Origin of the sequence: Proteiniborus sp. DW1, assembly GCF_900095305.1 — a bacterium.
Taxonomy (GTDB): domain Bacteria; phylum Bacillota; class Clostridia; order Tissierellales; family Proteiniboraceae; genus Proteiniborus.
Map to the genome: position 1 here is coordinate 156,448 of NZ_FMDO01000007.1, position 14,532 is coordinate 170,979.

Sequence of the window (14,532 nt, forward strand, 5' to 3'; positions counted from 1 at the left end):
ACATATGAGGATGGTTTAAAACCATCCTTTCATATGTCAATAACCTGTTTTCTTGTCACAGTAATCTTTTGATTTAAGTTCTCAAATCTCTCACATATATTTAAATAATCCTCATAAGTATCAATATCTAAAAGTATTCCTTCATCATCTACATCGACATAATAAGCCTGCTCCTCATATTTTCTCAACAAAGCTTTAAGTCCTCCTGTGCCATCATAATTAATGATTTCTGGGATTAAGGAAGAAGCTATAAGGGGAGGATGGCCGCGTCTTTTTGAGAAAGACGGATAGACAATTCTCTTTCTGCTATGGTTATAGCCTTCTATAAGTATGTCAATAGTTTCTTTCCTTATTAATGGCATATCAGCAGGTAATAAAAAAAAGCCCTTTACATGTGGAGGAATTGAACTTACACCTTCCACGACTGATGAATACATACCTTCAGAAAACTTCTCATTAAATACCCATTTTACACCTTTATTTTCTAATGCAGGAATTAGTTTATTTGCCTGAAATCCAACTACCACAATAACATTTTCAATGCCAGCATTTAAAAAGCTATCTATAGAATTTTCTATAACTGTAGAATTTCCTAAAGGCAATAATGGCTTGAAGTTCTTTATTCTTGATGAATAACCAGCTGCTAATAGTATGGCTGCTAAGTCCTTTTTTAAGGCTTTACTTTCCAATAGAGTTTCATTCATTTAAATTACCTCCAACTTAAACTTAGCTGAGGAATTATACAAGACCTCAGGCAGAATTATATCTACCTGAGGTACTTGAAGCTCTTTTAATTTAATTATCTATTTATTTGCTATAGCTAATGCCACATTTTCAGGAGATAATGGTAGTCTACGGAAGTCAATTCCAAGAGCATCATAAAGAGCATTTCCTATTGCTGACGGTATAGAAATCATAGGATGTTCACCAATACCACGTGCACCATAAGGTCCATCTGCCTGAGCTGACTTAGGGTCTTCTATATAGATCGGAACAATTTCATCTGGAATATCTTTAGCTGTAGGTATTTTATTATCTGTGAATGAAGGATTTAATAGTCTCCCATCTGGGCTGAATTTATATCCTTCAATTATTGCAGAACCTATTCCTTGAACAACTCCTCCTAACACTTGACCATCAACTAATTTTTTATTGATACATTTTCCAATGTCAAATGCAGAAGCAACTTTTAATATGTGAATTTCTCCTGTTTCAATATCTACTTCTAGCTCAACCCCATGTGCTCCGAATGTCCATACAAGACCTGGTCTACCTTGACCTGTTTCAGGATGTGGATTTGTTAATCCGCTTGCCATGTAAACTCCATGTGATATTAATGGTCCGCCTATACCATTACCATTTTCATAAACATACCCCATTGATAAATCTGTATAAGCAACACGTCTGTGAGTATGATGTACATGATATATATATCCATCCCCATGTTCAAGTTCATCTGGGTGACATCTCAATGCTTGAGCGGCTATTTCTTTCATTTGAGTAACCATATTTCTTGCAGCTTTTCTAACAGCATTGCCACCCATTACTGTGTATTTAGAAGCAACTGTATTCCAGTCATAAGGATGTTTATCAGTATCAACATTCCACACAACCTCAACGTTTTCTATAGGTATACGTAGTTCTTCAGCAGCTACTTGAGCCATAATAGTATTAGCTCCTTGACCCATATCCACAGCACCTATCATAACCTTAACATGGGCATCCTCGTCCATTTGCATAATAGCAGCAGTAGATGTATAGCTAGGCATAGCTGGTGCTTTAGCAAGCATTGCAAATCCTTTGCCACGAACCTTACCAGTTTTCATTTGGGCTTGACGTTCTTCTTCTGTTTTACGTCCTGTCCAGCCTATTTCCTTAATAACCGCATCTAAGCAAGCTTGTGGACTTCCAGTAGTGTCATACATTAATTCTCCACTTATAGTAGTTTCACCAGTGCGGAGTAAATTCTTTGCTCTAAATTCATATGGATCCATCCCTATTTCTTCTGCTATCATGTCCATATGTCTTTCTATTGCCCAATGGGTTTCTAAGTGACCAAAACCACGATATGCTGTACTAAATACCTTGTTTGTATATAATGTACGAGAATGTAGCTCTACGTTAGGAATTGCGTAAGGACCTGCACCAGAGTAAACAGCTGTTTTCCCGACATTTACTGCGTAGTCTGCATAAGCGCCACTATCCCAATCATGATAAACTTCAATAGCAGTGATTTTACCATCTTTCTTAACACCAGTTTTAACTCTAGTTCTCATGCCTGCACGAGTAGGCAATAGGTTAAACTCTTCTTCACGAGTAGCTTTTAGTTTAACTGGACGACCATTAGCTGCCCTAGATAATACAGTAACTAGTGGTTCAAGATGGATACCAGCTTTCCCACCAAAGCCTCCACCTATATATGGAACAATTACTTGAACATCACTCTTTTTAATTCCTAGAGATTTAGCTAATAATTGACGGCAGGCAAAAGGAGATTGTGCTGAGGACCAAATCTTAACCTTATCTGAATACGGGTCTGCTTGAGCTATAACCACGTGTGTTTCCATTGGAACGTGAGCCACTGCGGGTACAGAAAGCTCATTTTCTATTATATGATCTGCTTCTTCGAAGCCTTTTTTTACATCACCTTTTAGGGTCCTATTCCAGCTTGCTATATTAGTATGAGCTTGTGGGAAGAAAACACCCTTCATATGTTCGTAGGTGTGAAGGTCTTCGTGAACTAACACCTTACCTTCCAAGGCATCGTCTATAGTGTGTACAGCTGGTAATTCCTTATATTCAACCTTAATAAGTCCAACTGCTTCTTCTGCTGTTCTTTCATCAACAGCTACTACAGCTGCAACAATTTCACCTTGATATCTTACTTTTTTTCTAGCAATTATGTCTTTGTCTACCATATAAATACCTACTGAATATGGAGCTTCTTCCCCTGTAACAACTGCTTTAACTCCTGGAAGAGCCTTTGCAGCAGATGTATCTATGGAAAGGATTTCCGCATGAGCATAAGGAGAATGTAAACATTTTGCATAGAGCATTCCTGGTAGTTCCATATCATGTACATATGTAGCTTGACCCGTTACTTTTTCCTTAGCTTCTTTTCTATCATAACGTTCACCGATATGTGTAAATTGCTTATTACTCATCATTTCAACTCCTCTCTTTCCCTTTTAGCAGCTGCTTTAACTGCTTCAATAATTGGAAAATATCCAGTACAACGACAGAAGTTACCTGCAAGAGCTTCCTTGATTTCTTCTTCACTTGGATCTGGGTTTCTATCAAGTAGCTCACGAGCTGACATTAACATACCAGGTGTACAGAAGCCACATTGTAGTGCGTCATGACGAATAAATTCTTGTTGGAGAATAGAAAGTTCATTGCCTTTGCCAAGACCTTCTACTGTAAGTATATCAGCACCTTCTGCTTCTACTGCCAAAACTATGCAGGAGTTTACTGTTTTACCATTCATTATAATGGTACATGCTCCACACTCACCTTCTCCGCAACCTTCTTTAGTACCGAAGAGTTTAAGTCCAGTAGTTAAAAACTGCAATAAGGTCATTGTAGGGTCTACAGTAGTGTTGATTTTTTCACCATTTACTATACAACTTAATGGTACACGTGGCATACCTGAATCCACATATTCAAAGCAATTTCCATTATGCTTATCACACATATTAATTAACCCCCTTTTCAATAAGTTGTAAAAGTCCTTTTTTAGCAAGGATACCAGATATGTGTAGGCGGTATTCTGCTGAAGAACGAACATCTGAAATTGGGCGTATATGATTTCTTACTTCTTTACTTAGCCAATTAGCTGTTTCAGGAGTTAAATCTTTTGTTGCAAGAGCTTCTTCAAGTTTAGTAAGTCTTATAGGAGTAGGTGCTACTGCTGACATAGCAATATAAACTTCCTTATTAGAAGTGATGCGAACTGATACTCCGGCTATTCCTAAATCATGACCTTTGATTCGAGCTTGTTTATTGTAGACACTCTTATCTTCAGGTTCAACATCTGGAAGAGATACTCCTGTTACTATTTCATTACTTTGAAGAATCGTTTTCTTTACACCTGTAAAGAACTTGTCAATATCTACAATACGCTCTCCATCAGGTCCTGCAATATGTACTTTGGCGTTATATACTAGAAGTGGAGAGGATAAATCTGCACCAGGAGAAGCATTACAGATATTGCCTACAAGTGTGGCACGGTTTCTTAACTGATAAGAAGCAACGGTATCAGCTGCTTGTCCTAGGGCTGGATACTTTTCACGGATTATATCTGAGAAGCAAACCTCGTTAACAGTAACAGCTGCACCGATGAAAAGACCCTTACCTGCTTCATAGCTAATATGTTTTAGTTCAGGTATACCCTTAATATCTAGGATGTGTTCAATCATTTCCATATTACGACGTAGAACTATCATTAAATCTGTGCCACCTGCAAAAATCCTAGTACCTGGATTACTTTCTAAGTAAGCCAAAGCTTCATCTAGAGTTTGTGGTTTAAAGTAATCAAATTTACTTAGCATAGCTAACCTCCTTATTTTATATATTCATTGCAAATGAATGAATTTGTATACAAAATTGATTGAAACAAAATAAGGCTTTACTTATTATGATGGTTGATAATGAGATAAAGAAAATAAGTAAGATAAGAAAATGATAGATTGATAGCTCTGATTATTTTGATATAAATTGACTTCAATTAAATTTTGAAACACCTGTAGAACTCTTGATATAAAAATTATCTATTATGAAAAGTTTAAATATAGAATTTACCTATACAAATTTTGGCATTAACCTTTATTAAATTATATTAAATTAACTGAAAATCTAACATGTGAATACTTGACAAAATAAAGCTAATACTTGTGTAGTATTTTACTAAAAGGATATGAAATAAGCAAAAATAGAGTATATATCCACCTATTTTAAAAAGTCAAGAAATTAGAAACAATTACTCCTAACCATTTAAGAGATAATGAAAATTGATTTGAATAAAAGCTGAAAGGCAAATCTTCGTATCTAAAAGATTCGTCTTTTTTTCATTTTATTTGTAACTTTTTCTTCTTTTATTCGAATAACTATGGGAGGAGATAAAATGGAAATAAAAATTCAAAACCTAAGTAAGAATTATAAAAATATAAAGGCTTTAGATAATATTAACTTAACCATTAGTACACCAGCCATGATAGGACTTGTAGGCCCAAATGGGGCTGGTAAAAGTACGCTTATGAAAATTTTAGTGGGCCAGCTTATGGCTACAGAAGGAGATGTAATCGTAGATGGAGTTTCACTGAGTAAAAGAGAAAAGTATTTAAAAGAAAGGCTAGGATATTTACCTCAGGATTTTGGTTTATATGAAGAATTAAAAGTAGAAGAGTATTTAGAGTATATAGCTGCCCTGAAAGGAATAAAGCAAAATAAGAAGGATGAAATAGAAAGAGTATTAGGAATGGCTAATTTAAAAGGAATGAGAAAGCTTAAGATAAAAACACTTTCAGGAGGACAAAAGCAAAGAGTTGGAATTGCTCAAGCAATGCTTAATAATCCTGAATTGCTTATAGTTGATGAACCAACTGTAGGGCTTGACCCTGAGGAGAGAATTAAATTTAGAAACCTTTTTTCTGAAGACTCAATTAATAAAATAGTTATATTATCTACTCATATTATCGAAGATGTAGAGTCTATATGCAACTTAATTATTGTTATAAATAAAGGAAGAATACTCTTCACAGGAGAGCCTAGTGAATTAGTTAGAAAAGCTATAGGTCATGTGGGAGCTATAGAGATAGGGAATGCTGATAAGGAAAAGTTTCTTGAAAAAGAACTACAGGGAGAGTTTAAGATTACATCTACAGTTATAACTCCTAATGGTACTAAATATAGAGTTGTATCAGAAAACCTGTCTCCATACTTTGAAGAAGTAGTTCCAACACTGGAGGATGCATATATTTACTGTATGTTGGAGGCTGATGAATATGTCCTTGCTTAAAAATGAAATTAAATTTATGCTTAAATCTAAATCGACCATGCTTTTGATTATTGTAGCTTGCATTGCTATGACTATAGGCATCAACTCAGTAAATATGTCTAATGACTTTGATTTGTTCTATATAAGAAGAGCATCTTCAACTGTTTCTTTTGGTTCTGCTAAGTTTGGAGCTTCAATATGCTCTATGCTTTTTGGCTTGTTTACTGTAATGACCTTAGACAAAGATAAAAGAAAAAGAAGTAAAGCTATCGTAGAGTCCAGTCAAAGCTATTATAAATTAGTAATAATTCGTATTTTATCTATAGTCTCTTGTGAGCTGTTAGTTACATTACTTGGAATGGTAGTTGTTATGACTATACAAATATTTTTGTTTGAATTATCTATTGATATTTCATGTTATTTATTTAATTATTTTGCATTATTTTTTCCATCACTTTTGATTTCTACACTACTAATAACTGGTCTATATCTTTTGACAGATAGCTTAGACATTAGTTTTATAACCTTAGGAATAATTTTCATTAAGAGCCTAACCTCAAATAACTATCTATTTACTTGGGTGCAGTCCAATATTGATATTATTTCTGACTTTGTAGGCATCCAGCCTGTAGGAAATACAATTCTTTATAATAGGCTACTATGGCTCTTAATTTGCATATCAATATTCTGTCTAGGGTTACTATTTAAAAGAAGGTATGAGCTTAATTTACTAGACTCATTTTCAATAAATATGAAAAACAAAGGCCTAATACTAGTATTAGTTGTTGCATTGTTAGGAAGTGGTTTTGCTTATGTGAAAGAGCCTTATACTATGGATTTATCTAGAAGTTTTGAGGTTGTCATTGATGAAGATATTTTTCTAGCTAGTCTTAGCCCTAGGGTTATTTTCAATAATGAAAAAGGGGAAATGAAGGGTGAAGTTACATATGGTTTCGCAAATAAAGGGGCTACTCACATTAAGTTCAATACTAATGAAGGACTGAAAATTAATTCCATAAATGTAAACGGAAATGAAATAGAGTATACAGTTAAGAAAGGAAATATCATTGAGATACCTATACCAAATGAAAAAATAATAGAAATAACAATTTCTTATGAAGGAAAAATTAAAACCCATAAAAATAGTGTAGGCAGAGGTATGCCAGGATATATTTCTAAAGACAGCATTTATTTGCTTGAAAACTCTAATTGGATTTTTAGACCTTTAGTCAAAAATGAGGATTCTATAAGAATTTCAGGATACTATATTGCACCAGAATATTTGACAATGGTGGTGCCAGGTGTACTCACTGGTACTGAAACAAAAGAGAAAATGAAAAAGTGGATGTTCGAGTATGAATCTCACACAGCAGATATTGGAGCATTTGCAGGAAAATATAATAAAGCCCAGATAGACTTTGGAAACATGGATGTAGAATTTTACTATTCCCCTAGACATGAAAAGTATGTGAAAGCTATGAGGATAGAGGAGTATATAAAGGATATCATGAAATATTATACTGAAAACATTGGGGAGTATTATTCTGAGGTATACCCCCTAAAGATTGTAGAGGTTGCCTTATATAAACGAGGAGGGCATTCTTCAGAGAATGTTATAACTATTTCTGAAAACATGCTAAATCGTGATGAAAGCATGTATTCAATAATAGATGATGATGGCACTCAATATATTAAGAAAGATACTTTTATACAAGATATAAGTGTTATAGCCCATGAGATGGCACATCAATGGTGGGGTACAGGGGTCAATGTAGTAGAGAGTAGTCCATGGTCTAGCGAGGGGCTAGCCCAATATACTTCATACAAGTATATACAGGATGAATTTGGAGATATGGAATCTCAGCTGTTCTTAAGCAGGTGGGAGAGTCGTGTAAGAGAGTTGAAAAATTACTACTATATAAATAACACTGAAATGCTAGATAAGGTGAATGAGAAATATCGAGAATCATTAGAGATGGAAAAGCTCCAGAGTGAGCTATACTATTTAATGCCTATAAAGCTATTAAGGGGAGAAGAAGCTATAGGGGAAGAAGAATTTTTAAAGAGATTAAGAAGTGTATATAGAAATCATTTGTTGAAGGATTTAACATATGATGAATTCTTAAAAGAGATGAGTCTTTCAGAGGAGGTTTTGAAAGTTGACTAATATTACCTTGCTTAGATATGAAATTAGGAGGATTATTTTATCGAAAAAGTACTTTTACATGATTCTTCTAACTATAGGCTTAACCTATGATTCACTAACTAGATTAGTGACAGGAGGATACTATGGCACTGCTCCATTTTCAGAATGGACCTATACATTTTTTATTCAATTAGTTTCACCCTTAGTAATAAGTGTTATTATATTTATGATGACTAATATATTTAACGAAAAGGAGCTAAGAGCTAGAAAGATAATATTCTCTACACCAATTTCTCAAGCTAGATATTACATGCTGAAAATTTTTACTATAGTCATTGCCTTTGTATTGATAGGACTAGTACCTATAATTATGAGTTTTATATACTATAAAGTCTTATTTAATTATGTTGGCTTTACTAGTTATGTAAAGCTTATATTATGGTTTCTTATTCCTAGTTTTGTATTTATCTTGGGACTTAGTATGGCTTTAGGAAAAATCAATATAAAATTCTTATATGGCTTGATTCCTATTACATTTTTATTAGGTACTATAGATACACTAGATATTCTTCCAAGGTGGCTAGATATTTTTGGTGCACATTATTTCAAAATACGTACCTATGCAGAGCTCCTAGGAAGAGAAAGTCAGGTTGTACCATTTGAGTTATCAAGTGTCTTTATATGTTCTAGACTTATATTCATGCTTATAGGGCTTATTCTATTAGGATTTACATGTATGAAGACTGTAAAAGAATAGGCAGTTTGATTTCTATACTATTAGAACATATAAAGGTACAGGGGGTGAAAGAGTGGATGAACAGCTACAACTATTAAGAGATGGGGATGAAAGTACATTTGAAGAGTTTGTGGTAAAGTACAGAAAAGAAGCTGTTAATTTTGCATGGAATATACTTAAGGATTATTATATAGCAGAAGATATTGTGCAGGATAGCTTCGCTACATTTTATGTATACAGAGATAGGTTGAAAAGCTATAGTACTTTAAAGTCTTATCTGTTTTCAATTATACATAATAAATCTGTTGATTATATTAGAAAGAACAATAAAAGAGCTTTTAAGGATTATGAAGCTGCTTCCACTATTTCTCCGGAAGAAATTATTATAGACAGAGAAAAGAAACAGAAATTCATAAGAAGCTTTAACAAATTAGATGAAAATCAAAAAAATGTACTTTATTTGTATGCATTTCAGCAAATGACATATAAAGAGATTGCAGAGGTACTGGATATGAGTTTAGCAAAGGTGAAGATTACTATTTTTAGAGCAAGAAAAGAATTAAAAGCCTCATATGCTGAAAAATAAATTGATTGGAGGTTAATCTATGGAATCTGGTGAGAATACTCGTCAATATCTAGATGAAATATGGAAAAAGGTTAGGGTACAGGAATATGACAGATACCAGCTAGAAAAGGCAGAGGAAAACAAGAAGATTTTAAGAAAAATGGAGATAAAGTTATCCTGCTTGGTGTTTGGATGCTTGGGCTTTATGAGTTTAATACTATATTTTATACTTGGATTCAGTATGGAATGGCTAGTTATGTGTATACCAGCATTTTTAATTGGAGTTCAGTTTTTTGAGTATCTGAGCTTTATTTTAGCTAAAAGGAGGATTTATTTTGAAAATTGAGGTTAGAGAATTGACAAAAGACTATGGTTCTTTTAGAGCTTTAGATAAAATAAATCTTACATTTGAAGAAGGAATGCATGGTCTTTTGGGACCTAATGGGGCGGGTAAGACAACCTTTATTAGGATACTATCTACACTGTTACCTAAAACATCTGGGGAAGTTTGCTACGATGGAATAAGTGTAGAAGACAAAAGAGAAATAAGAAAAATAATAGGATATCTTCCTCAAGAATTTTCATTTTACCCAGGTTTTACAGTTTATGAAACTTTAGATTACTTTGCTTCTCTTTCAAATATAAAATTAAGCAAGAAAGAAATATTAGATAGGTTAGAAATGGTAAATCTGCAGGAGTTATGGAAGGTAAAGACAAAGACCCTTTCTGGAGGAATGAAAAGAAGGCTTGGAATTGCAGTAGCTATGGTAGGAGAACCAGAGGTATTAATAGTAGATGAGCCTACGGCAGGTCTTGACCCAGAGGAAAGAATTAGAGTAAGAAATATGCTGTCTCAGCTTGGAAAGACAAAAACTGTGCTACTGTCTACCCATATTGTTGAAGATATTGCTTTAAGTTGTAAAAGTCTATCTGTTCTTAACAAAGGAAAGCTTGTATATAACGGTACAGTAAAAGATGTAGTAAAGAATGCAGAAGGATATGTATGGAGCTTAACTGTAGGTTTTGGAGAGCATGAAGAATATATGGATAAATATAACGTTATCTCAACCGTAGTAGATGGAGATAAAGTTTATTTGAGATTGTTGTCAAAGGAAAAGCCTTCTATAAATGCATCAGGCGTTTATCCTACTCTAGAAGATGCTTATATGATCCTTATAAAGGAGGCGCAGACAGGATGTTTACCAGAATTCTAAGAAATGAAATAAAAGAAAAGTTCAAAAGCTTAAGTATATTGATTTTGTTAATATCTTTATTTCTATTCTACTACACTCAGTTTATAGGAGACATCAATAGAGATGGTATCAAGCCTATTCCTCCTAGAGCTGATTTCAGTACCGATGATTCTGGTGAAGGATACGAATACACTCCAGGAGTTACCTTAGAAGATTTTATAAAATTTACGTATGAGACTATGAAATCTGATTATGCCTCAGGAGAGACCTTGAAGATTAAAGGAATAAATAGGTCTTATGAAAAGTTAAATGAAGAGCAAAGGCAGTTTTTAGCTTCAGCAATAATAGAGATGGAAAATACAATATTTGAATATAGTTACCAATACGAAGCTTTTGTAGAAAAAATAGATAAAGCTCTAGGTGGAAACACAGTGTATAACGAAGAAAGTGGCTTTTACCATATTATCCGTAATAGAACCTATAATGATGATATGAAAAAATATAATTCAATACTAGAGGAAGATAAGATAACTAATGCTTATGCAAGGCTTTTTGCAGACTATATAGGAATTAGTATAGGATTTTTTACTGTATTTGTGACTGCTTTTACTCTCGTTAAGGATAAAAGATACAGTGTAAGTGAACTCATATATACAACTGAGATCTCATCATATAAGTACATATTGGGCAAATATTTGGGAGATATACTAGTAACAGCCTTTATAGTCCTTTTAACAGCAGGCCATGCAACATGGGTATTTCATCACTTTTCAAAGATAACAGGAGATTCTATTTCCTATTTAGCATTTTTTAAATATTCAATATTATGGATTTTTCCTACTATTATGTTTGTAACATCTCTAAGCTATGTGCTTCAGCTTATATTTAATAATGGAATAGTACCTATTATAGTTCAGTTTTTCTATTGGAGGTATAGCATGACTCCATTAGTTTCTACAGAGGTTCAGCCTTTAAAATATTATATAAGGTTTAATAGAATCGTCCCTTACTCAGAGCTTAAGCCCTTCATTGCCAATATAAACTTAAATAGAATATTGATTACTGTGTTTTCCGTAGGGTTATTGCTTTTAGCTATTAAACTATGGGATAGAAAGAGAGGGGACATAAATAATGGATTTAGCTTTAGAAAAAAAGGTGTTTTACAATAATATAAAAATAGTGTCGTTTAAGGTTATGGTTTTAGCTTTAGTGTATATAGGAGCTATCTATTTGATGATTAATAAAAGCAGGTTATCGGAAGATACATTGACTTTTATTGGAGACCAACTTTTTTCTCCTCTTGGAATAATTATGTTTGTTAGGGCATCATTGTATGAACGAGAATATAGGGTCAGTGAAATGGTTTATTCAAGAGTATATCCATATTGGAGGAATATTTTATATAGGATAATAATTATTTCAGTTCAGTTATTTGTGATATTATCCATAGCATTTGTTCCATTGAAGATTTTTCGAGTGGATTTTAACTTAGTCAATATTCTGTTAGGAAGCTTTGTCACCTCTTTCTTTCTAGGCATGATTGGAATGGTTTCAGGATATATAACTAATGAAGTATCTGTTGGAACCTTGACACCGTTTTTATACTATTTTTTCGAAATGTTTTCAAAAGGTAAATATACAAAAGACTACTATCTATTTGGAATGACTATAGGAAACTATGTGAGTAAAATAAGGCTATTTTTTATAGCCATAGTCCTTGTGCTATTGGTCTTGATAGTGATAAAAAGACGGGTATAGATGGATTTAAGTCAGGCTTGAATCATTTACCACGTTTTATGATAATATTTTATAAGTTTTTTTGATGTAACAGTGGTTGAATGTATAATAGAATAGTGTGAGGATTAAGAGCCGAGCCAGTTTGGGTAAAAAGTTATTAGCCTGACTGGCCTTTTTCGATTTGACAAACAAATAAGTTATGCAAATCTTATGTCGAATTCTGTTGCAAAGTTGGATAATTACAAAAGTTGACAAGGTTTCTCAGGTGAAGTATAATAACAAATAGTTAGCTAAATGGAAAAGTTAACCATAATTTTTATTAAGTCTTCTATTTACGTTGGTATGAAATCTACATGAACATATAAAGGAAAGGACATACCTTTTATATCAGATTTTAAAAATTATTAAAAGAACACAAGGAGCGACAGGTTTAAACTTAAGTAATGAAAGGCAGCAGATAAAGGTGTTCACCACAAATCAGCTAATATTTATAAATACCATAGTAGTAATGCTATTTGTCATAAGCTTCTTAAATATAATCAATACTGTAGATTACAGTAAACGCTGACTTTTTCAGTCTATATGATAACGGTGAAACCTATAGTCATGATGAACATAGTCATAGTGATAATTATTTTGCAGAAGACGATAAAGTTCTAGAAGTTTTTGAAAACTTGAAAAAAGAACTAAATTTTAACGAATATAAATTTGTCAAAGTAGATAATGGGGTGATTTTTGTTTATAACAATGAGAAAGAATTCAATGATTATGCTAATTTTAAAGAAGTCTTACCTGAATTAAATGCTGTTCCAGAAGAGATCCAGGGCTACAAGTTTAACCATGCTTTAGTAGTGTTACAGCCCACAATATCCCACGATGATAGTGAAGTAAATATAGATAAAGTATATTATTATGATAATTTGTCTATTTTAAGAATATTTGTGTGGAGGTGGATGTATGCTTGGACTTGTCTTAGAAGGTGGCGGAGCCAAGGGTTCTTATGAAATAGGAGCCTGTATGGCTTTAAGGGAATTAGGCATAGAGATAGATGGAGTAGTAGGCACTTCTATTGGAGCCATAAATGGAGCTATGATTGTGCAGGGAGATCTAGAAAAAGCTTATGAGATGTGGCATAACATTTCTCCCTCAGATGTTCTTGATGTAAACGATAGCGACTTTAAAAAATTAATGAACATGGATATTAGAACAAGGGATATACCTAGATATGTAAGAGAATTAATAAATATTATAAAAAATAAAGGATTTGACACACAAAATATAAGAAATCTCTTAGAAGCCAATATAGACGAAAAAAAAATTAGAGAATCTAAAATGGACTATGGAATAGTGACTGTATCTCTAACAGATAAAAAACCAATGGAACTTTTTAAGGAAGATATTCCTGAGGGGAAGTTAACAGACTATATAATGGCTAGTGCATACCATCCTACCTTTAAACGTGAAAAGGTAGATGGAAAGCTTTTTTTAGACGGAGCTTTTCATGATAATTTACCTATTAGACTTTTATACGAAAAGGGCTATAGAAATATTATTGCAATCAGGCTTTATGCCATAGGCAGAGTAAGAAAGGTAAAGGAAAAGGATTTAGAAATAACCTACATAGAGCCTTCAGAAAAGCTTTGCCATACATTAGACTTTACTAATAGGGGTGCAAGAAGAAATTTAAAGCTTGGATACTACGACACCTTAAAGATATTTAAAAATTTAAAAGGAAAAAAATATTACATAGAGCCAAAAAATAATGAAGAGTTTTTCTTAAATTATCTCTTGAATATAGATGAAAAAAAGGTATTAAAGATAGGGAATATACTAGGGATAGAAAATATTCCATACAGAAGGATGCTATTGGAGTTTATCATTCCTAGGCTAATAGAGCTTTTAAAGCTAGACAAAGACGTAGGATATGAAGAGCTGGTAATTGCATTAGTTGAGGAAATAGCTAAAAAATGCGAGCTTGAGAAGTTTGAAATTTACAGCTATGACGAATTTTATGCTAAGGTAATGGAGAACTATGAAAAATATAAGAGAAGACCTAAGAATAGGATTCCAAGGTTTATAAAACAAAATGAGATTTTGTCAAAGGTCGCCAAAGAACCTATAATTGATGAAATAGTTTTTGAAATATTTAGATGATTATTT

The 14,532-nt window shown here is 33.1% G+C and carries 14 protein-coding genes; 10 read left to right on the top strand and 4 right to left on the bottom strand.

Annotated features, from left to right (window positions below):
• Positions 1-29 precede the first annotated feature (29 nt).
• The 4 genes from DW1_RS02050 to DW1_RS02065 form a co-directional block, all read right to left on the bottom strand.
• Entirely contained in the window at positions 30-704 is a 675-nt protein-coding gene (locus tag DW1_RS02050) for a nucleotidyltransferase family protein (RefSeq protein ID WP_074348972.1), read from the bottom strand.
• Between the two features lie 99 nt (positions 705-803).
• On the bottom strand, positions 804-3,164 hold the full coding sequence (locus DW1_RS02055) for a xanthine dehydrogenase family protein molybdopterin-binding subunit (RefSeq protein ID WP_074348973.1): 2,361 nt from the start codon (positions 3,162-3,164) through the stop codon (positions 804-806).
• Positions 3,164-3,694, bottom strand: coding sequence for a (2Fe-2S)-binding protein (locus DW1_RS02060; protein ID WP_083605473.1), 531 nt, complete (start codon positions 3,692-3,694; stop codon positions 3,164-3,166). The genes DW1_RS02055 and DW1_RS02060 overlap by 1 nt, the downstream gene beginning before the upstream one ends.
• Position 3,695: 1 nt before the next feature.
• A complete protein-coding gene (locus DW1_RS02065; RefSeq protein ID WP_074348974.1) occupies positions 3,696-4,550 on the bottom strand; it encodes an FAD binding domain-containing protein in 855 nt (284 codons plus the stop codon).
• Between the two features lie 572 nt (positions 4,551-5,122).
• Between DW1_RS02065 and DW1_RS02070 the strand changes: the two genes are divergently transcribed.
• From DW1_RS02070 to DW1_RS02115, 10 genes are all read left to right on the top strand, one after another.
• Complete coding sequence (locus DW1_RS02070) at positions 5,123-6,016, top strand: ABC transporter ATP-binding protein (RefSeq protein WP_074348975.1); 894 nt, start codon at positions 5,123-5,125, stop codon at positions 6,014-6,016.
• Positions 6,003-8,162: a M1 family aminopeptidase gene (locus DW1_RS02075; protein WP_074348976.1), complete on the top strand. Its 2,160-nt coding sequence runs from the start codon at positions 6,003-6,005 to the stop codon at positions 8,160-8,162. Before DW1_RS02070 ends, DW1_RS02075 begins: the two co-directional genes overlap by 14 nt.
• Positions 8,155-8,898: a hypothetical protein gene (locus tag DW1_RS02080; protein WP_074348977.1), complete on the top strand. Its 744-nt coding sequence runs from the start codon at positions 8,155-8,157 to the stop codon at positions 8,896-8,898. Before DW1_RS02075 ends, DW1_RS02080 begins: the two co-directional genes overlap by 8 nt.
• A 52-nt stretch (positions 8,899-8,950) precedes the next feature.
• Positions 8,951-9,463 (top strand): RNA polymerase sigma factor, encoded by a 513-nt coding sequence (locus tag DW1_RS02085; RefSeq protein ID WP_074348978.1) that lies wholly within the window; start codon positions 8,951-8,953, stop codon positions 9,461-9,463.
• A gap of 19 nt (positions 9,464-9,482) precedes the next feature.
• The gene (locus tag DW1_RS02090) at positions 9,483-9,788 is read left to right on the top strand and encodes a hypothetical protein (RefSeq protein WP_074348979.1); all 306 of its coding nucleotides are present in this window, start codon (positions 9,483-9,485) and stop codon (positions 9,786-9,788) included.
• Positions 9,778-10,656, top strand: a complete 879-nt coding sequence (locus DW1_RS02095; protein ID WP_074348980.1) for an ABC transporter ATP-binding protein — start codon at positions 9,778-9,780, stop codon at positions 10,654-10,656. The genes DW1_RS02090 and DW1_RS02095 overlap by 11 nt, the downstream gene beginning before the upstream one ends.
• Entirely contained in the window at positions 10,638-11,804 is a 1,167-nt protein-coding gene (locus DW1_RS02100; protein ID WP_074348981.1) for an ABC transporter permease, read from the top strand. The genes DW1_RS02095 and DW1_RS02100 overlap by 19 nt, the downstream gene beginning before the upstream one ends.
• The gene (locus tag DW1_RS02105; protein ID WP_074348982.1) at positions 11,767-12,393 is read left to right on the top strand and encodes a hypothetical protein; all 627 of its coding nucleotides are present in this window, start codon (positions 11,767-11,769) and stop codon (positions 12,391-12,393) included. The genes DW1_RS02100 and DW1_RS02105 overlap by 38 nt, the downstream gene beginning before the upstream one ends.
• Before the next feature lie 653 nt (positions 12,394-13,046).
• Positions 13,047-13,376, top strand: a complete 330-nt coding sequence (locus DW1_RS02110; protein ID WP_074348983.1) for a hypothetical protein — start codon at positions 13,047-13,049, stop codon at positions 13,374-13,376.
• Positions 13,330-14,526, top strand: a complete 1,197-nt coding sequence (locus DW1_RS02115) for a patatin-like phospholipase family protein (RefSeq protein WP_074348984.1) — start codon at positions 13,330-13,332, stop codon at positions 14,524-14,526. Before DW1_RS02110 ends, DW1_RS02115 begins: the two co-directional genes overlap by 47 nt.
• Positions 14,527-14,532 lie beyond the last annotated feature (6 nt).